18 protein-coding genes are annotated in these 17,627 nt (G+C 67.9%); 4 read left to right on the top strand and 14 right to left on the bottom strand.

Annotated elements, in window-relative coordinates; translation table 11 throughout:
- Positions 1-13: 13 nt before the first annotated feature.
- The 8 genes from AE618_RS01545 to AE618_RS01510 form a co-directional block, all read right to left on the bottom strand.
- Complete coding sequence (locus AE618_RS01545; RefSeq protein ID WP_054207302.1) at positions 14-2,992, bottom strand: formate dehydrogenase subunit alpha; 2,979 nt, start codon at positions 2,990-2,992, stop codon at positions 14-16.
- Between the two features lie 13 nt (positions 2,993-3,005).
- Complete coding sequence (locus AE618_RS01540; RefSeq protein WP_054207395.1) at positions 3,006-3,209, bottom strand: hypothetical protein; 204 nt, start codon at positions 3,207-3,209, stop codon at positions 3,006-3,008.
- A 50-nt stretch (positions 3,210-3,259) separates the two neighbouring features.
- The gene (locus AE618_RS01535; protein WP_054207301.1) at positions 3,260-4,051 is read right to left on the bottom strand and encodes a Cro/CI family transcriptional regulator; all 792 of its coding nucleotides are present in this window, start codon (positions 4,049-4,051) and stop codon (positions 3,260-3,262) included.
- A 108-nt stretch (positions 4,052-4,159) separates the two neighbouring features.
- Positions 4,160-4,879: a DUF3306 domain-containing protein gene (locus AE618_RS01530; RefSeq protein ID WP_054207300.1), complete on the bottom strand. Its 720-nt coding sequence runs from the start codon at positions 4,877-4,879 to the stop codon at positions 4,160-4,162.
- Entirely contained in the window at positions 4,876-5,394 is a 519-nt protein-coding gene (locus AE618_RS01525) for a DUF3305 domain-containing protein (protein ID WP_054207299.1), read from the bottom strand. Before AE618_RS01525 ends, AE618_RS01530 begins: the two co-directional genes overlap by 4 nt.
- Positions 5,395-5,404: 10 nt before the next feature.
- A complete protein-coding gene (locus tag AE618_RS01520; protein WP_054207298.1) occupies positions 5,405-6,415 on the bottom strand; it encodes a DUF6352 family protein in 1,011 nt (336 codons plus the stop codon).
- Positions 6,412-6,978, bottom strand: coding sequence for a DUF6505 family protein (locus AE618_RS01515; protein ID WP_156330046.1), 567 nt, complete (start codon positions 6,976-6,978; stop codon positions 6,412-6,414). The genes AE618_RS01520 and AE618_RS01515 overlap by 4 nt, the downstream gene beginning before the upstream one ends.
- Positions 6,979-7,091: 113 nt before the next feature.
- Positions 7,092-7,835: a biotin/lipoate--protein ligase family protein gene (locus AE618_RS01510; protein WP_054207393.1), complete on the bottom strand. Its 744-nt coding sequence runs from the start codon at positions 7,833-7,835 to the stop codon at positions 7,092-7,094.
- 131 nt (positions 7,836-7,966) lie between these two features.
- Between AE618_RS01510 and AE618_RS01505 the strand changes: the two genes are divergently transcribed.
- Entirely contained in the window at positions 7,967-10,006 is a 2,040-nt protein-coding gene (locus AE618_RS01505) for a 4Fe-4S binding protein (protein WP_054207297.1), read from the top strand.
- Between the two features lie 87 nt (positions 10,007-10,093).
- Here AE618_RS01505 and AE618_RS01500 read toward each other — a convergent pair whose 3' ends face one another.
- Positions 10,094-11,368 carry a c-type cytochrome gene (locus AE618_RS01500; protein WP_054207296.1) on the bottom strand — a complete coding sequence of 425 codons (1,275 nt, stop codon included), beginning with the start codon at positions 11,366-11,368 and terminating at the stop codon, positions 10,094-10,096.
- Between the two features lie 127 nt (positions 11,369-11,495).
- Between AE618_RS01500 and AE618_RS01495 the strand changes: the two genes are divergently transcribed.
- Together AE618_RS01495 and AE618_RS01490 are read left to right on the top strand one after the other, a co-directional pair.
- Positions 11,496-11,756, top strand: coding sequence for a sulfurtransferase TusA family protein (locus tag AE618_RS01495; RefSeq protein ID WP_054207392.1), 261 nt, complete (start codon positions 11,496-11,498; stop codon positions 11,754-11,756).
- A 23-nt stretch (positions 11,757-11,779) separates the two neighbouring features.
- On the top strand, positions 11,780-12,913 hold the full coding sequence (locus tag AE618_RS01490; RefSeq protein WP_054207295.1) for an Mrp/NBP35 family ATP-binding protein: 1,134 nt from the start codon (positions 11,780-11,782) through the stop codon (positions 12,911-12,913).
- Positions 12,914-13,077: 164 nt separating this feature from the next.
- Here the strand turns inward: AE618_RS01490 and AE618_RS29005 are convergent, their stop codons facing one another.
- The 5 genes from AE618_RS29005 to AE618_RS01470 form a co-directional block, all read right to left on the bottom strand.
- Complete coding sequence (locus tag AE618_RS29005; protein WP_282568480.1) at positions 13,078-13,203, bottom strand: hypothetical protein; 126 nt, start codon at positions 13,201-13,203, stop codon at positions 13,078-13,080.
- Positions 13,204-13,273: 70 nt separating this feature from the next.
- A complete protein-coding gene (gene mobA, locus AE618_RS01485; RefSeq protein WP_054207294.1) occupies positions 13,274-13,897 on the bottom strand; it encodes a molybdenum cofactor guanylyltransferase MobA in 624 nt (207 codons plus the stop codon).
- Complete coding sequence (locus tag AE618_RS27735) at positions 13,894-14,430, bottom strand: hypothetical protein (protein ID WP_156330045.1); 537 nt, start codon at positions 14,428-14,430, stop codon at positions 13,894-13,896. The genes mobA and AE618_RS27735 overlap by 4 nt, the downstream gene beginning before the upstream one ends.
- On the bottom strand, positions 14,427-15,320 hold the full coding sequence (locus AE618_RS01475; RefSeq protein WP_248310711.1) for a formate dehydrogenase accessory sulfurtransferase FdhD: 894 nt from the start codon (positions 15,318-15,320) through the stop codon (positions 14,427-14,429). Before AE618_RS01475 ends, AE618_RS27735 begins: the two co-directional genes overlap by 4 nt.
- Before the next feature lie 24 nt (positions 15,321-15,344).
- A complete protein-coding gene (locus AE618_RS01470; protein ID WP_054207292.1) occupies positions 15,345-15,860 on the bottom strand; it encodes a DUF2478 domain-containing protein in 516 nt (171 codons plus the stop codon).
- 213 nt (positions 15,861-16,073) lie between these two features.
- Between AE618_RS01470 and AE618_RS01465 the strand changes: the two genes are divergently transcribed.
- The gene (locus AE618_RS01465; RefSeq protein WP_054207291.1) at positions 16,074-17,330 is read left to right on the top strand and encodes a hypothetical protein; all 1,257 of its coding nucleotides are present in this window, start codon (positions 16,074-16,076) and stop codon (positions 17,328-17,330) included.
- Positions 17,331-17,627 lie beyond the last annotated feature (297 nt).

Below are 17,627 nucleotides of genomic sequence, written 5' to 3'. Positions count from 1 at the left end.
TTTCAGTTCCCCCTTACGCCGCTGCGATCTGGCAGAGCGTGACCTTGCCTTCGTGCATCGCGGTCACCGGGTCGTAGCCATAGGTGGTGACGATGTTGACCGACTCGCCCAGCACGATCGGGTCCGTCCCCTTCGGGTAGTTCCCGCGCTGGTCCTGGCCCTGGTAGAAGCCGCCGAAGTGGAAGGGCATGAAGGCCACGCCCTTGCCGACGCGCTCGGTGACCAGAGCCTTGACGCGGGCCTTCGAGTTGTTCTCGGGGCCCGATACCCAGACGAAGGCGCCGTCCTTGATGCCGCGCGCGGTGGCGTCCTCCGGGTTGATCTCGACGAACATGTCCTGCTGGAGTTCGGCCAGCCAGCGGTTCGACCGGGTCTCCTCGCCGCCGCCCTCGTATTCGACCAGGCGGCCGGAGGTCAGGATGATCGGGAAGGACTTGGCGATGCCCTTCTCGACCGCGGCCTTCTGGACCGAGGTGTGCAGGTTGGGGATACGCAGGGTGCGCTCGTCGGGACGCGCCGGCCATTTGGCGACGAGATCGACGCGCGGCGAGTAGATCGGCTCCCGATGGGTCGGAACCGGGTCGGGCAGGTTCCAGGCGTTCGCCCGGGCCTTGCCGTTGCCATAGGGCACGCAGCCATGCTTGAGCGCGACACGCTGGATGCCGCCGGAGAGATCGTTGGCCCAGTTCACCGCATCGATGTTGTTGCCGCCGATCCAGGTGATGGTCTCGAGTTCCTTCGGCGTCAGGTCGGCATCCCAGCCGAGCTTCTTCAGCACGCCCATGGTGAACTCGGGATAGCCGTCCTTGATCTCCGAGTTCAGCGAGTAGGAGCCGTTCTCGGCCAGCAGCGTATCGTTGACCTTGCTGCCATCGGCGAGCGTGCGCTCGCGCGTCAGGCCGAAGCGCGGACGGAAGGTGCCGCCGCCATTATTGGCCTCGAGCGAGGTGTTGTAGAGTATGTGGGTGCCGGGATGCTTGAGCTCCGGCGTGCCCCAGCACGGCCAGGGCAGGCCGTAGAAGTCGTTCTCGACAGGCGAGCCCTTGGCGCCGCGCAGAGTGACCAGGTCGAACTTGTCCTGGTGCTGCATGTGCAGCTTCAGGCGCTCGGGCGACTGCCCGGTATAGCCGGTCGACCAGCCGCCCTTGTTGATTTCCTTCAGGATGGATTCGGCCGACGGCTCGGGGCCGTACTTGCCCTGGATCAGCTCCAGGTTCTTGTGCATCGCGTCGGCGAAACCGAGCTTCTGGGCCAGCTTGTAGATGACGAAATAGTCGCTCGCGGCCTCGAAGATCGGCTCCACGACCTTCTCGCCCCATTGCACCGAGCGGTTGGAGCAGGTGCGCGAGCCGGAGCACTCGAACTGCGTGCCGATCGGCAGGAGATAGGTGCCGTTCTTGCGCTGGCCGAGCGAGACGAAGTTGGTCGGATGCGGATCGCAGACGACCAGCAGATCGAGCTTCTCCAGGCCCTTCACGGCATCGGGCATGCGCGGGATCGTGTTGCCGCCATGGCCCATGACGAACATGGCCTTGAGGTTATCCTTCTGGTCGACCTGTTCGGCCGGCAGATTGGCGGCGTCAAACCAGCGGGTCGAGGTGTGACCCGAGGTCTCCATATTGGCCTTGGCCGTGCGGGCCGGGCGTCCGCCCTTGGCCGGCACCGCGTCGAAGCGGGTGACGAAATAGTCGTAAGGCACGTCCCAGACGCGGGCCCAGTGGCGCCAGGCGCCCTCGACCAGGCCGTAATAGCAAGGCAGGTTCGAGATATCGAGACCGAAGTCGGTCGCACCCTGGACGTTGCAGTGGCCGCGGAAGATATTGGCGCCGTTGCCCATGCCGCCGACATTGCCGGTGGCGAGCAGCAGGTTGCAGATGGCGCGGACATTGGCTGTGCCGACCGAATGCTGGGTCACGCCCATGCACCAGATGAAGGTCGCGGGCTTGACCTTGGCGAAGGTCTCGGCGGCGCGCTTCAGCTGCGCCTCGGGCACGCCGGTGATGTCCTCGACCGTCTTGGGGTCGTATTTCTCGACCTCCTTGCGGACGTCGTCCATGCCGTAGACGCGCGCGGCGAGGAAGTCCCTGTCCTCCCAGCCGTTCTTGAAGATGTGCCACATCATGCCCCAGATCACCGCGATGTCGGTGCCGGAACGGATGCGGATGTAGTCGGTGGCGTGCGCGGCGGTCCGGGTCAGGCGCGGATCGAAGACAATGACATTGGCGCGGTTCTGCTCCTTGCCCGACAGGATATGCTGCATCGAGACCGGATGGGCTTCCGCCGCATTCGAGCCCATGAACATGATCGTCTTGGAGTTGCGGATGTCGTTGTAGGAGTTCGTCATCGCGCCGTAGCCCCAGGTGTTGGCAACACCTGCGACCGTGGTCGAGTGACAGATGCGCGCCTGGTGATCGACGTTGTTGGTGCCCCAGAAGGCCGCGAACTTGCGGAACAGATAGGAGCCCTCGTTGGAGAACTTGGCCGAGCCGAGCAGGTAGACCGAGTCCGCGCCGGACTTGGCCCGGATTTCCATCATCTTGTCGCCGATCTCGTTGATCGCGACGTCCCAGGAGATGCGCTGCCACTGGCCGTCGACCAGCTTCATCGGATATTTGATGCGGCGGTCGCCATGGACGAGCTCGCGCACCGAGGCGCCCTTGGCGCAATGCGAGCCGCGGTTGATCGGGCTCTCCCAGGCGGGTTCCTGGCCGACCCAGACGCCGTTTGCGACCTCGGCCTTGACCGTGCAGCCGACCGAGCAATGGGTGCAGATGTTCTTGATGATCTTGGTGCCCGTCGCGGGACCGAGGCCGGCAGCCTCCGCCTTGCGGACCGACCCGATCTGGAGAGCGCCGGCTGCGGCGATGCCGCCGGCAACCAGTCCGGAGCGGCGCAGGAAGGCCCGGCGATCCATCACGCCGGAGGACAGCCCGGCGATCGCGGACTGGAGGCGGCCGCGTTGCACATCGGCCGTTTTGCGCTTGATCAGCATGGTGTCCCGCCTCTCAGTAACGGTTGACGCGGTAGAAATCCTTGACGTGCTCCGACTCGCGGTAGCGCGCCTTGCTCTCTTCCTTGCCGGGATCGACGGCGGCTGCCGGCGCCACCATCGCAGGCGTCGCGGCCAGCGTGGCTCCGGCGCCGAGCGCCTTGAAGAAGCTGCGGCGATCGAAGGCCGGCTTGCCGGCCTCGCTTGTCGGCTTGGACATCCTCGTCTCCCGCGTATTCTGGTTCGCGATTGTCATTGTCGTACTCTTCGTCATGCCGGCAGCCGTGCGGCTTGCGTCTCGATCGACAGGAACAGGCTGCCGAGCCGGCCGACGGCCTTGTAGAATGTAGACGCCTTCGCGACCTCGAGATCGGCGAAGAAGCGCTCGCCCCAAGGCTCGATGTGGCAGGCATAAAAACGGTCGGCATCGATGCCTTCGCCCGAGACGTCGCCGCGGATCAGCTTGGCCAGGATGTCGAGCAGGACCGCGATATGGTCCTCCGGCTCGCCGGCCCGCTCGTCGCGCGCCAGGCCGAGCGCGCCCATATCCTCGCGCACCAGAGCCAGCGGCCGCTCATGCAGGAAGCCGGTCAGGTAATAGGAGGCGTAAGGCAGCAACTCGCCGCGACCGACGCCGATGAAGAGCTCGAAGAACTCGTCGCGCAGACTCTCGGGCGTCGCCTCTTCGGCGGCCTCGGCCAAAGCGAGATGCGCCATGCCCAGCGGCGAGGCATCGCCCTGGAGGTTGCGCAGCACGGCCAGCGTGTCGGCGGTCGGCGCACGCCAGAGCAGCGCGCCGATCACCTCGCACTCGCGAGCCCGCGCCTCGTCGATCTCGTCGAGCGCCTGAGGCGAAGCGATCACGGCCTGATCATGGATCGGATAGATATCGGGACGCAGGTCGCTGCGCGGAATGCCCGTCATCGCCTCGACAGACAGGACGCGGTCGGCCGGGACGCGCCTCCAGCTGGAAATCGCCGGCTGCGAAATGCCGAGGCTGCGCGCCATGGCCCTGACGCCGCCTGCGCTGCCGATCGCCTTTTCCAGTGCCGCGTCACGCATTCGTATCAGGCCATCGTCTTTCGTGAGAGGTGGCAGGTGGCCGCCCCCCTCTTCTGTCGGTGATAATGCCTGCTTATCACTCAAAAATACAATCATTCCAATCTGAATTCAGACTGGAATTGCACCACCCCCACGCTTGCGAATCCGCACGGAAGCATCCCTCGCCTCGGGACTATGTTGCACCGCCGCATAAACCGGCTGAGGTGTTTCCGTTGCGACGATGCCGGTATCCACGGGGGTCTCATCGGCGCCGCTCAACCTGACAGCGGCCGGTTGCGCCTGTGACGCGCCTGATTCTTGCGCTGCAGCATCCTCGGCATCGCTTTCATCATACGACGAAAGTTTATGCGACATTGCGTCGCCTGCCGCATCGTCAGGCACACCCGATGTCGTTTCAGGCTCGGGCGTCTCACCGAAGATGTCCCGCACCATCGCCGCGACATCGTCCGATTCCGTCAGGGGGCCGTAGCCCGGGGCGCCGCCGGGCGTGTTCCAGTCGAGGGCGTAGTCGCGTGCCGGATTCTCGAAACCGGCGATTGCGGGATCGCTCTCCCAGGCCCGCCGCATGGCGGCAAGCTTCCAGCTCTCGGGCACATTCTGCTTGAGCCAGTGCGCGACGTTGAAATCCTTGTCGATCAGATCGAGCGAGGGCGGCTCGACCATCTCGGGTTCGGCAATTTGTGCCTCGACTGGCTGTGCCTGCGCCTCGGCAGGCAGCTCGACCGGGCGCGGCGGCTCGACCGGTGCAACCTCGGGCTCGGCCAGCGCGCGCTTGCGGCGCGACCAGCGGCTCAGGAAGCCTTCGTCCTCGGGCGTTCCGGCGCTCATGCCTCGCCCTCGCCCCGGCGCGTGCCGGGTTCCGGGCGTGGCCCGCCGCCCTTGCGCGGATCATGCTCTTGGCGCTTGCGCTTGATGAATTCGCGCTCGACATGGTTTGCCTCGAAGAAGGCCAGCACCTGCTCGGCGACCGCCTGAGGCATCGGAAGAGCCTCGACGACGTCGCCGACATTCTCGGCATAGACCTCGCCCTCGAAGGGGTCGGCGGTGACGCCGACGAACTCGATCTCCGGCTCGACGCCGGTCGGCCGGATCGCAACCCAGAGCTTGGCGCGGCCGGCCTGGAAGTTCTCGCGAAAATGGGCGGTATCGACCGAATGCAGCGTCAGCGTCGCCGCGCCGAGATAGATGCTGCGCCGCTCGGGCGTGCCCGGCAGCTCCGTCCAGGGCGGCAGCGGCGGCGGTTCGGGCAGGACGGCGAGCGGCGTCCAGGCATGGTCGATCCAGGGTGAATCGACCGCGCGGCGCTCGACGACGATGCCGACCTCGATATGCTTTTGGGTCATCGCCCCCTCCTCAATTCGCCATTTCGCGGAGCGCGAGCGGCAGGCCGGTGACGAGGTTCTGCGGTTTCAGCCGCAGCATCCGGTCCGGCGTCATCGCCATGACCAGATAGATCGGCTTGCCCCTGGCCGCCGGCAAGACCGGGACGTCGGCCGGCAGTGTCAGCGTGTAGAGCGCGATCACGCGCGACAGCGCCTCCTCACCGACGCTCTCGCCGGTCCAGAGCGCGTTACCGATGGCGGTCGCCTGCGCGTCGAGCCCGACGAACCAGCGCCAGTCGGCATCCTTCACCTTGTCCAGCGGCTCGATGGCGACATCGAAGCCGTGGATCTGGCGGATCCAGTGGCGCAGCGCCTGGCCGAGCGCGGCGCGACCCGAGGGCGTGCCGCCGAGGTCGAGCACCATGTCGAAGCCGTCCGAGCGCTGCCAGTACTGGTCCGCATTGGAGGCTTTGAGGATGTCGAGCGAGGTCGCGGCCGGGCCGCCGAGCATGGCGAGCAGCGGCGAGGCGTGCCGGTCGGCCTCGTGACCCTCGATGATGTCGGCATCGGCGAGGAGGATGGTGTTCTCGTGATGGGTGACCCGCTGCGGCCGGAACAGGCATTCGGCGGCGCGCACGACATAGGGGTCGTCAACCTCGTCCAGCGCCGCGCGCAGGATGACGTGGACGAGCTGGTCGAGGAACAAAGGCGGGATGTCCTTGACGCCGTCGCGGATGACGCCGGCATAGGCCGCCTCCAGCGTCGGCGCCGCCAGCAGGCGCTCGCGCCAGCCCAGCATGAACAGCCAGTTCGCGCGGGCATCCTCGTCGAGGATGGCGTCGATCTCGGCTGGCGCGATCTGCGCCTGCGGCGCCTCCATCAGCTTGGCATGCAAGGCCCGCTCGGCGGCGCAGGCCTCTTCCGGCGGCAGCAGTTCGGGCCGGGCCAGATAGGCTTTCAGAAAATCGTCGGTGACGCGAAGGCCGCCGCCGGGTTCGCGGTCCAACAAGAGATGGCCGGAGGTGGCCCAGAAATGCGTCATCGGGTCTTATCCGTCTGTGCGAGATCGCCGAGCCTGAGCAGATCGACCTCCTCGGTCACGTCATCATCGCCCGCGACCTCGAGGAATTCGAAGGCGCGGAAGCCTTCGCTCTGGCTGGCGTCGCGCGGCGTCAGGGTGCGGAAGCGCTCGCGAATCTCGCCATCCTCCAGCGTCCGGTGCAGGGCCAGCAGCATCTGTGGGGGATGATCGCAGAGCGAGGCGGCGAAGGCGACCTCCTCGGCTGCCGCCGCACGGGCCGTCGCGAGATCGGGGGCGCCCAGCTTCTCCATGAGTTGATCGGCGAGCTGGGCGATGGCCGTGTCGCGCTCGGCCTCGCTCGCCTCCGTCACCACCGCCAGCGTGCTCCAGCCGAAGCTACCGACGCCGAGGAAGCCGGAGCGGAAGGCCGTGCGCGCCTTGACGTCGAGCCCGGCGATGGCGGCCGGATCGAACAGGAAGGAGCCCGTGACCAGCCATTCGCCGGGCTCGGCCGCGCGACGGAAGACGAAGGTGTCGGAGGGGTCGAGCCGAATGGCGCGGGGGAGTTTCAACAGGGCGGCCATGACTCAGGCCCTCCCCGTCATTGCGAGCGCAGCGAAGCAATCCAGGAGGACTCGTTCGGCGTTCCCCTGGATTGCTTCGTCGGCTGCGCCTTCTCGCAATGACGGTCGGGTGCTCACAGCTTCGGCCCGCCGCTCTCGCGATCGAGCCAATCGGTCCGGCCCAGCGCCTCGACCAGACTGCGGCGTTGCGTCCCGGCCTGGGTGGTCGCGACGAGGTCGCCATTGGGCTCGATGCCGTGGCGCGTGCCGGGGATCTTGTCGAGCCGATCGAGCCAGCGCAGTGCGGTCGCCCTGGCGCCGTCGCTCTGCCAGCGCGTGACGCCGAGCATCAGGTGGCGGGCGAAGGCCTCGATCAGATCGACCGCATCGACCTCCTCGAACCCCTCCTCGGCCATGCCGACGCCGACATCGCCGGGGGAGAAGGGCGTCATCGTGGTCGCGCGCAGCATCGCCCCGAACACGATCCAGTCTGGCACCTCGTCCTCGCCGCAGACCTGCGGCCAGGCGAGCCGGCCGCCGCCGATGAGGCCGAGATCGTAGATCAGCGCGTCGGGCCAGCGGAACAGGATCGGCCGCTCGGGCGGGCTGTGGACGGCGAGCGCATCGGCAAGCGCATTCATCGCGAGATAATGAGCAAGACGCGCTTCACGGAGCGGATTGTCCGGCTCCAGCACGACGGCGAACTCGATGATGTCGAATCGGCGTGTCCAGACCAGCGTCGCGGCGCCGGCCTCGGACGCGATGCTGCAGGCATGGGCGAAGGCGTCGCCCGATTCGCGCAACGCCACGAGCGAGAAGCCCGGCGGCAGGACCGGCTCGCGGCGCAGATCGTCCGGGCGCTGGGCGCTCACCGCCATGATCGCAAAATCCTCCAAGGGCGCGACGAAGTGCTCAACGTTCGCTTCTTTTGAACACCTCCAATTCCATATATGCATGGATTATCGCAAGAGAGGCGACACAACGCCGCCCGCCGAGGAACACGCCCACCATGCCAGACGCCACCCGCACGCTGATGGTCTGCTCGTGCGAGGACACGATGCCGCTCGATCCGGGCGCGCTGGCGCGCGGCTGCCAGAGCGGCGACATTCGGACCGCGCGGCATCTCTGCCGGACGCAGACCGAGCTTTTTACACGGGCGCTTGGCGACAGCACGCAGATCACCGTCGGCTGCACGCAGGAGGCTCCGCTCTTCGAGGAGATCGCCGCCGATCTCGACTATGCCGGCGAGATCACCTTCGCCAATATCCGCGAGACCGCCGGCTGGGCGCGGGAGGCGAAGGCCGCCGGCCCGAAGATGGCGGCGCTGCTGGCCGCCGCCGCCGAGCCGATGCCGCCGGTCTCCTTCACCACCCTGACCAGCAAGGGCGTCGCCCTGGTCTATGGCCGCGACGAGATCGCGCTGTCGGTCGGGAAGCGGCTGGCCGAGCATCTCGACGTCACGATCCTGCTCAGCCGCCCCGGCGACATCACACCGCCGCGCGTCGACGAGACGCCGGTGCTGAAGGGCACCATCGCCGGCGCCACCGGCTGGCTCGGCGCGTTCGAGCTACGGATCGACGACTATGCCGCGCCTGCCCCGTCCTCGCGGGCGAAGCTCGTCTTCGGCGAGCCGCGAAACGGCGCGACCTCGCATTGCGACATCGTCATCGACGTATCCGGCGGGACGTCGCTGTTTCCGGCGGGCGAATTGCGCGCGGGCTATCTGCGTGCCGACCCCGGCAGCCCGGCGGCGATCGAAAAGCTGATCGCGGAGGCCGGCCATCTCGTCGGCGAATTCGACAAGCCGACCTATGTCAGGCTCAACGAGGATCTCTGCGCGCATTCGCGCTCGCAGAAGACCGGCTGCACGCGCTGCCTCGAACTCTGCCCGACCGGCGCCATCACGCCCAATGGCGACCATGTCGCGATCTCGGCCGAGATCTGCGCCGGCTGCGGCGCCTGCGCGGCCGTCTGCCCCACCGGCGCCGTGACCTATGCCCTGCCGCCGACCGACGCGCTGCTGCGCCGCCTGCGCACGCTGCTGGCGACCTATGCGGAGGCGGGCGGACGCGATCCGATCGTGCTGCTGCATGACGGCGAGCATGGCGAGGCGCTGATCGATGCGCTCGCACGGTTCGGCGACGGGTTGCCGGCGCGCGTGCTGCCGCTGCGCATCAACGAGATCACCCAGATCGGGCTCGAGACCTTCGCGGCGGCGCTGTCGTTCGGCGCTGCTTCCGTGCAGGTGCTCGGGCGCGCCCGCCCGAAGCACGATCTGTCGGGCCTGCAGCGCAACCTCGCTTATGCCAACACGCTGGCAGCCGCGCTCGGATTCGGCTCAACCAGCGCCGGGCTGATCGAAACCGACGACCCGGACCAGCTCGCCGCCGCGCTGGCGCGTCTCGCGCCCGGCACCGTCTCGCCCCTGCCTGCCCGTTTCCGGCCGATGGGCGACGGACGCCCGCTGCTGCGCCAGACGCTGACCGAACTCCATGCCGCCGCGCCCTCCCCCGTCGCCTCCGTGGCGCTGCCGGAGCGGGCGCCGTTCGGCACCGTCCATGTCGAGACCGAGGGCTGCACGCTCTGCCTCGCCTGCGTCTCGGCCTGCCCGGTGCAGGCGCTGTCGGATGATCCCGAGCGGCCGACTCTGAGTTTCCAGGAGGATCTCTGCGTGCAGTGCGGGCTGTGCGAGGCGACCTGCCCCGAGAACGTCATCACGCTCGAACCGCGCCTCGATTTCGAGGCTTGGAAGGGCGGCAGGCGCGTGCTGAAGCAGGAGGAGCCGTTCCACTGCATCTCCTGCGCAAAACCCTTCGGCGTCCGCAGCACGATCGAAAAGATCGCAGCCAAGCTCGAGAACAAGCACTGGATGTTCTCAGGCGACGCGGCCAAGCGCATCTCGGTGATCCGGATGTGCGAGGATTGCCGCGTCGAGGTCGTCGTCAACGAGAGCTTCGACCCGCATCTCTCGCCACAGCGCCCGAATGTCCGCACGACCGAGGATTACCTGCGCGAGCGCCGGGAACGCGGGGAAGACCCGCTGCAGTAGCTTACGTCATGCTCGGGCTTGACCCGAGCATCTCTGACACCAGCGATCTGGTCGAAGAGATTCTCGGGTCAAGCCCGAGAATGACGCCTATTTCGTTACCTTCTCCAGCCAGTCGACCAGCGCCTGACGGTCCTGCGCGCTGCCGATGGTCTGCTCGGGCATCTTGGTGCCCGGCGTGTAGGCGGTGGGGCCGATCTCGAAGAGCTTCGCCACCGTTTCCTTCGTCCAGACGATGTCCATCGCCTTGAAGGCATCGGAATAGGCGTAGCCCGGCGCGCTGGCGATCCTGCGGCCGAAGAGGCCGTGCAGGGTCGGCCCGGCGCGGTTGCCATCGGAGGGCGTCAAGGTATGGCAGGCGGCGCAGGCGCGGTAGATTTCTGCGCCCCGCTCGCCCTGGAAGGCCGCCAGCACATCCGTGCCCGCGCGCGGCACGACCGTGCCGACATGCTCGCCCGTGAGCGCGTTCCAGCGCCGGACCAGCCGATCGGCCCCGCCCGAGAGCATCTGCCGGCCATCCGGCAGGAAGGCGAGCGACCAGACCGGCAGGCCCGGCCCGACCAGCGTCGCGCGGATGCCGCGCGTCCTGCGGTCGACCAAAGCGACCTGGCCGCGCAAGCCACCGGCCGCGATCGTCGCACCGTCCGCGGAGATCGCCAGCGCGATCAGCGGCGTCTCGCCGACCGCGATCTCGCCCCTCGCCTCGCCATCGGGGCCAAACAGCCGCAAGCGGCCATCGGCGGCCGCGACAGCGATTTCGCCATCGGGTGCGACGACCACGCCGTTGAGCGGCGTCGGCAGGGCGATGATGCGTTCAGGGCCGGAATCCACCGGCCAGATGCGCAGCGTCGCGTCGTAGCCGGCGCTGACGATGCTCCCGCCCGGCAGGACAGCGACGCCGTTGACCGGTCCCTTATGGCCTTCCAGCACGCGCGCGGTGCCGTCGGCCAGCGAGGTCACGCGGACCGTCTCGTCCCAGGAGGCGGACGCCAGCAGGCCGCCATCCAGCGATGCGGCGAGCGCCGCGATCGGCCCCTTATGCCCTTCCAGAACGCGCAGCGGTTCGGCGCCCTCGCCTCGCCAGAGCGCGATGCGGCCATCCTCGGCGCCGGTCGCGAATCCGAGGCCGGGGACGGCGACGACCGCATTCACCGCGCCCTGATGGAAGCGCAGCACGGCATCGGCCGTGCCATCGGCGAGGCTCCAGAGAATCGCCGACTGGTCGAAGGAGCCCGTCATGGCAAAGCGGCCATCGGCCGAGACCGCGACAGCGCGCACCGGCCCGCCATGTCCGCGCAATTCCTGGGCGGGGGCGGGAGAGATCAGCGCCAGGGCCAGCAGGAAACATAAACGCCGCACAGCCATCCTTCCCTCATCCGACCCGGCTTCGCGGCGTCACCTTCTCCCCCTAGGGGAGAAGGGTAAAGCGCGCAGTTGCCGCAGACGAAAAAGCCATCATATGAAGCGGACCGGACTCGAACCGAAGCGGCCCATGTCTTCCTTTCTCACCTCTTCGATCTCGCTCAACCTGCGCGGCCTGAAATGCCCCCTGCCCGCGCTGCGCGTTCGCAAGGCATTGAAATCCGCCGAGGCCGGCGCCTTGCTGTTGGTCGAATGCACCGATCCGATGGCGGCGATCGACATTCCCAACCTGATGCGCGAGACCGGAGACGCGATCGAGCATCATGGCCGGGAGGGCGACCTGCTCGTCTTCCATATCCGCAAGGCCACCCCGCAAGCAGCCACGGCCTGAGCCGCAGCACCGGAGGCGCCATCATGGCCCTGACCCAAGCCGACATCCTGCGCGCGCTCGAACTGGTGAAGCTGCCGGCGAGCGGGCAATCGCTCGCCGCCACCGGCCGCGTCACCGATATCCTGATCGACGGCGGCAAGGTGATCTTCGCGATCGGCATCGACGCGACCGAGGCCGCCGCGATGGAGCCAGTGCGCAAGGCGGCCGAGAGCGCCGTTTCCGGCCTGCCAGGGGTGACGCAGGTGCTGGTCGGGCTGACCGCAGACAAGGCGCCCTCCTCCGCCGCCGCGCAGGCGCGCCAACAGGCGCAGCGGTCCTCTCCCGGCGCCGGTCCCGGCGGGCCGACGCCGAAGGCTGCGGGCATTCCCGGCGTCAAGCAGATCATCGCGGTCGCCTCCGGCAAGGGCGGCGTCGGCAAGTCGACCACCACGGCCAATCTCGCCGTGGCGCTGGCGACGCTCGGCCTCAAGGTCGGCGTGCTCGACGCCGACATCTATGGCCCCTCCGTGCCGAAGATCTTCGGCATCACCGGCAAGCCGCGGCTGGTCTCGGGCCGGACGCTGGCGCCGATGGAGGCCTATGGGCTGAAGATCATGTCGATCGGCTTCCTCATCGACGAGGAGACGCCGATGATCTGGCGAGGTCCGATGGTGATCTCCGCGATCACCCAGATGCTGCGCGAGGTCGCCTGGGGCGAGCTCGACGTGCTCGTCGTCGACATGCCGCCCGGCACCGGCGACGCGCAGCTGACCATGGCGCAGCAGACGCCGCTGGCGGGCGCCGTCATCGTCTCGACCCCGCAGGATCTGGCGCTGCTCGATGCGCGGCGCGGCGTGGCGATGTTCAAGAAGGTCGAGGTGCCGATCCTCGGCATCGTCGAGAACATGAGCTATTTCATCTGCCCGGAATGCGGCCACCGGTCGGATATCTTCGCCCATGGCGGCGCGCGGCACGAGGCGGAACGGCTGGGCGTGCCGTTCCTCGGCGAGGTGCCGTTGGCGATGTCGATCCGCGAGACCTCCGATGGGGGGCGTCCGATCGTCGCCAGCGATCCGGACTCGGCCCATGCCAAGGCCTATCTCACGATCGCGCGGCAGGTGATGGCCTCACTCGCAGGCGGGACGGTCAGGGCTGCGCCGCGCATCGTCATTGAGTGAGGGCTATCGTCTGAAAACCCGCGACGGTCATCCCGGGCGCAGCGGAGCGGAGACCCGGGATCCATTCCGGAACGCTGCAGGCGAGGTTCAGGAATGGATCCCGGATCGGCGCGGCTTCGCCGCTTGTCCGGGATGACTCCTGCGGATCTCCGAAGGCCGAGACCTCAGAGCCTGACGCCACCCGTCGAGAAGGCAACCTCGACCGGCTTCTGGAAGACATCGTTGAGCACGACGCTCGCGCTGAAGGCGAGGATGGCGGCGACGCAGATGGCGACGACGAATGACTTCATGATGTTCCCCCAGATTTTTCCCGGCGATAACCTGCCCTTATCTCTGAGATAGCGACGGGCGCGCGCGGGATCAAGCCGGCGGCAGGCTGGCGGACAGGCGCTCCGCCTCGGCGAGATCATCGGGCTTGTTCGCGTTGAAGAAGGGATCGACCGGCACGGTCGGCCATTCCGCGCTCGCGCAGCCATGGCGGGCGGTCCAGCGGTCGATCTTGCGCTCGTCCTCCACCGTCAGGGCGTGGCGCAACGCCTCGCGTAAGCGAACCGGCCAAAGCCCGATCACAGGATGCGTCCAGCCGCCAGACGCCGCGCAGGCCAGCGGCACGTTTTGCGCCTCGCGCGCCGCATGCAGGCGGGCGACGAGATCATGCGGAATGAAGGGCGTGTCGGCGGCGACGCTGACCAGCCATTCCAGCTCAGGCCGGTTCGCCGCCATCCAGTCGAGCCCGGCAAGGATGCCGGCCAGCGGCCCGGCGAAATCCGGCACGCTGTCGGCGACGACCGGCAGGCCGTAAGCCGCGAAGCGGGCGGGATCGCCATTGGCGTTGACCAGCAGGCTCTCGCATTGGGGCGCCAGGCGCTCGATGACATGGGCGAGGATGGTGCGCCCCGCAATCAGCCGCAGCGGCTTGTCACCGCCACCCATGCGCCGGGCGAGGCCGCCGGCGAGAAGGAGGCCGAGGGTTGGGGGTATCATGAGGCAGCGGCCTGCAGGCGGCGCATTTCCTGGGCGATCTCTTTTGAGTTGGCGATGCCGACAAAGCCGTCGCGGGCGATACGACGTTCGCCATTCTCTGTGGTGAATTCGTGATCCATGAACAGCACATCGCCGAGATTTCGACCCGCCGCGCGCCATTCGACGAGGGCAATGCGTTCGAGACGGGTGCTCATTTCGGCATATTTCTTGACGACGACAGCTCGTTTGTCTGTCAGCAGATAGATGACGATCTTGGCCTCGGCATAGCGTCGAAAGGGCAGGCTGATCGAAGCCACTCCAACCACCAGCAGGGCTATGAGCAGCAGCATATCGTATGTGGTTTCAAACTTCAGGGCGCGGCCGACGACAAATGCGATCGTGACCGCGATGATGAAACCTAATGTGAGCCTCCACCACGATAGGCGTATGGCATAGCGCCAAGGATCAGGCCGACCCCACCAGATTGCCTGTTCGCCGGTATCAAGCAGATGCGTGGGACACGGCAAATCCGCTCGGGGCACAAGGCCGCTCATTCGTCGCCCCCAGCCCCCTTGCGCCGGCTCCTGCCGCCCTCCTCCTCGACCGTGTCGGGGTCCTGATCGAAGACGATGTTCTCCTCTCCCGCCAGCGCCACGAAACGCTTTCCGCGTGCGCGGCCGATCAGGGTCAGCCCGGCCTTGCGCGCCAGTTCGACGCCCCATTCGGTGAAGCCCGAGCGCGAGACCAGCACGGGGATGCCCATGCGAACGGTCTTGATGACCATCTCCGAGGTCAGCCGGCCGGTGGTGTAGAAGATCATCCGGGCGGGATCGACATCGTGCCGGAACATCCAGCCCGCGACCTTGTCGACGGCGTTATGGCGGCCGACATCCTCCATATAGACCAAGGGCTTGTCGGCCTCGCAGAGCACGCAGCCATGGATCGCGCCGGCCTCCAGATACAGCGAGGGCGTGGTGTTGATCTTCCTGGTCAGGGCATAGAGCCAGCTCGTCCGAAGCTCCGCCTTCGGCAGTTCGATCTCGTCGATCGCCTCCATGAGATCGCCGAAGGCCGTGCCTTGCGCGCAGCCGGAGGTCAGCGTCTTCTTCTTGAGCTTCTCCTCGAAATTGGTGCGCTCCGGCGTGCGGACGACGACGACCTCGAGTTCCTCGTCATAGTCCACGGCGTCGACGACATCGCCGCGCTTGAGCATGTTCTGGTTCAGGAGATAGCCCAGCGCCAGCGCGTCGGGATGGTCGCCGATCGTCATCATCGTGACGATCTCCTGCGCGTTGAGATACAACGTCAGCGCGCGCTCGGTGACGACGCGGGTCTCGACGGTCGCACCGGTCTGGTCGATACCCGAGACAGTCGCGCCCAGGCGGGCCGCCTGCGGGTCCGGCCGGACGAGATAATCGTCGAGAAAGCTCATATCCTGCGCCATGATGGCAGCTCCCGAAGGCGGCGATCAGGCGGCAGCGCGCGCCAGAGACAGAGCCCAGGCCTCGATCCGCTCCGGCTCGCCGGGGAGCTCGGTCCAGTCGTCGCCAGCGAAGTCGCGCCAGGCGGCCAGGAAATCCAGCCTGACCGCAATCAGCAGGGGCACGCCGGCCATAAGCGCCGCAGCGATCTCCTGGCGCAGGCCCTGGCCCAGCATTTCCTGGCGGCCGAACTTGTTGACGATGACGAGGTCGGCTCCGCTGGCGAGCGCCGCTGTCAGCGCGCCGCCGGCGGCGGCGAGGCCGCTGGCATCGAGCCTGCATCCGCTGGACGCGGCGCCGCGGTTCTCGCTGATCGGAAAGCGGTGCCCGCTGGCGAGATCCTCCAGCGCCATCGACAGGCAGCCCTGCTCGCAGGCACCGTCATTGTGCTGCACGACGCCGCCCAGCCTCAGGCCGCGCGCCTTCAGGCGCGCCGCGAGAGCGGCCATGAAGCCGTCGATCTGGAACCCGGAGGTGTAGGGAATGGCGGCCAACAGCGTCATGACGCCGTCATCCCATGAAAGCGACGCGCCTGCAAAGTGAATTGGGCGTGACTTTTGCCAGCAGCCGGAGTGCTTTCGTCGCAGGCAGGCCCTTCGAGATGCCGGCGCAGTGTTGCGCGCGCCCTACAGTCGCGCCCGCGCCGGCCGGTTACGGTAAAACCGTCCTCACTCCGGCGGTTTTCCGGTGGAGAGCCCCGTCCGGTCTTTCAGTCCATGCCTCATCGTCACGCCCAGGCCCCGCTCGACCCCGCCGCCGACGCGGCCCTGCTGCTGCGCCGCATCGGCTTCGGCACGCTGGCGCTCGTCCTGCCGATCGCGTCGCTGGTCTCGCGCCGAGCCGCCGTCGTGCTGGCGCCGATCGGGGTCGTGCTGCTGATCATCGCGGCCCTGATCGAGGACCCGGGCGGGTTCGTCTCGCTGCTGAAGCGCTCGCTTTTAAGCCTGCCGGGCATGATCCTGATCGGCCTGGCCGGCTGGGCGGTCCTGTCCCTGGTCTGGAGCCCCTTCACCGCCTCGGCGACGGAAAAGGCCGGCAATCTCGTGCTCGCCGTCGTGCTCGGCTTTTGCGGCAATGCGGCGCTGCCGGAGCGCATGCGTGCCTCGAACCTCAACCTCGTAGCGCTGGGCACCGGCATCGCGGGCGCCTTCGCACTGGCGCTGCTCGTGGTCAGCGCGCTTCGTCATGCCGACACCGAGGTCAGCAGCGTCGAGCGCGGCATCAGCGTCATCCTGATCATGGCCTGGCCGGCTCTGGCCTGGCTTTTGTCGCGCGAGCGCGGCCTGAGCGCGGTCGGGCTCGCGGTCGTCGTCGGCCTGCTGGCGCTGACGCGTTTCGAGGATGGCGAGGCCGTCGCGATGATCTGCGGGGCCATCGCCTTCGGGGCGGTCAGCGCTAATCGCGAGACGGCTTCGCGCCTCATCGCCGCAATCATCGCGGGGCTGATGCTGATCGCGCCGCTTCTGCCTTTCCTGCTGATGCCGATCGTCTCGCGCTTTCCGCAGGGGTCGAGCGAGTTTGCGCAGTCGCTGGCGATCTGGGCCGATGTCGTCAGCCGCGAACCCTTCCGCCTCATCACCGGAAACGGGCTCGATACGGTGCTGCGTGGCCGGATGATCGGCGCCCTGCCGCAACCGACGCCGACGACGCTGCTGTTCGAGACATGGTATGAACTGGGTATCGTCGGCGCGGCGGCTGCCTCGTTTTGCCTGTATTTCGCAATCCGCGCGGCGGGACGGATGCCCGGCGCGCTGGCGGCCGGCGGCGTTGCAGCCTTCACCACCGCCTTTGCGCTCAGCGCGCTGGGCTTTGCGACCTTGCAGCCCTGGTGGCTGATGACGCTCACCTCGGTCGTGCTGATGTTCGGCGCCATTGCGCGCGGGCAGTACCGCACCGATCGGCCGGTCGCACCGCTGCCGCTGCCCCTCAAGCCCGCCGGCACCAGCCGCCCGAAAGCCGGCGGAACTGCCTAACGAGAGTGCTTACTTCCCCCTCCCCCCGCTTGCGGTGGGGAGGGCTGGGGTGGGGGGCCGCAAAGCCGGGGCTCTGTCCGGCATCGTCCCGCCGAGCGGCACTGGCCCCCCCCCCCCCCCCCCCCCCCCCCCCCCCGGGGGGGAGGGGGGGAGGCCCCGCCTTCCCCGCCGGGGTCGCCCTCGGCGGGCGCCCCCCGGCCCCCGGTTCTCCCCCGGCCGGCGGCGCCCCGGGGGTCGCGGGGGGGCCCCCCCCACGCCCCCCTGTCACCCTCGACCCCGCCGCCACGCCGCGAATCG

The organism is Allobosea vaviloviae, from assembly GCF_001298265.1.
Lineage (GTDB): Bacteria > Pseudomonadota > Alphaproteobacteria > Rhizobiales > Beijerinckiaceae > Allobosea > Allobosea vaviloviae_B.
This window is presented reverse-complemented; position numbering and strand designations above follow the sequence as displayed.

What these genes read in the sequence shown, in the direction of transcription:
- AE618_RS01545 (WP_054207302.1), bottom strand. Translation starts at nt 2,992, where the DNA reads ATGCTGATCAAGCGCAAAACGGCCGATGTGCAACGCGGCCGCCTCCAG.
- AE618_RS01540 (WP_054207395.1), bottom strand. Translation starts at nt 3,209, where the DNA reads ATGTCCAAGCCGACAAGCGAGGCCGGCAAGCCGGCCTTCGATCGCCGC.
- AE618_RS01535 (WP_054207301.1), bottom strand. Translation starts at nt 4,051, where the DNA reads ATGCGTGACGCGGCACTGGAAAAGGCGATCGGCAGCGCAGGCGGCGTC.
- AE618_RS01530 (WP_054207300.1), bottom strand. Translation starts at nt 4,879, where the DNA reads ATGAGCGCCGGAACGCCCGAGGACGAAGGCTTCCTGAGCCGCTGGTCG.
- AE618_RS01525 (WP_054207299.1), bottom strand. Translation starts at nt 5,394, where the DNA reads ATGACCCAAAAGCATATCGAGGTCGGCATCGTCGTCGAGCGCCGCGCG.
- AE618_RS01520 (WP_054207298.1), bottom strand. Translation starts at nt 6,415, where the DNA reads ATGACGCATTTCTGGGCCACCTCCGGCCATCTCTTGTTGGACCGCGAA.
- AE618_RS01515 (WP_156330046.1), bottom strand. Translation starts at nt 6,978, where the DNA reads ATGGCCGCCCTGTTGAAACTCCCCCGCGCCATTCGGCTCGACCCCTCC.
- AE618_RS01510 (WP_054207393.1), bottom strand. Translation starts at nt 7,835, where the DNA reads ATGGCGGTGAGCGCCCAGCGCCCGGACGATCTGCGCCGCGAGCCGGTC.
- AE618_RS01505 (WP_054207297.1), top strand. Translation starts at nt 7,967, where the DNA reads ATGCCAGACGCCACCCGCACGCTGATGGTCTGCTCGTGCGAGGACACG.
- AE618_RS01500 (WP_054207296.1), bottom strand. Translation starts at nt 11,368, where the DNA reads ATGGCTGTGCGGCGTTTATGTTTCCTGCTGGCCCTGGCGCTGATCTCT.
- AE618_RS01495 (WP_054207392.1), top strand. Translation starts at nt 11,496, where the DNA reads ATGTCTTCCTTTCTCACCTCTTCGATCTCGCTCAACCTGCGCGGCCTG.
- AE618_RS01490 (WP_054207295.1), top strand. Translation starts at nt 11,780, where the DNA reads ATGGCCCTGACCCAAGCCGACATCCTGCGCGCGCTCGAACTGGTGAAG.
- AE618_RS29005 (WP_282568480.1), bottom strand. Translation starts at nt 13,203, where the DNA reads ATGAAGTCATTCGTCGTCGCCATCTGCGTCGCCGCCATCCTCGCCTTC.
- mobA (WP_054207294.1), bottom strand. Translation starts at nt 13,897, where the DNA reads ATGATACCCCCAACCCTCGGCCTCCTTCTCGCCGGCGGCCTCGCCCGG.
- AE618_RS27735 (WP_156330045.1), bottom strand. Translation starts at nt 14,430, where the DNA reads ATGAGCGGCCTTGTGCCCCGAGCGGATTTGCCGTGTCCCACGCATCTG.
- AE618_RS01475 (WP_248310711.1), bottom strand. Translation starts at nt 15,320, where the DNA reads ATGGCGCAGGATATGAGCTTTCTCGACGATTATCTCGTCCGGCCGGAC.
- AE618_RS01470 (WP_054207292.1), bottom strand. Translation starts at nt 15,860, where the DNA reads ATGACGCTGTTGGCCGCCATTCCCTACACCTCCGGGTTCCAGATCGAC.
- AE618_RS01465 (WP_054207291.1), top strand. Translation starts at nt 16,074, where the DNA reads ATGCCTCATCGTCACGCCCAGGCCCCGCTCGACCCCGCCGCCGACGCG.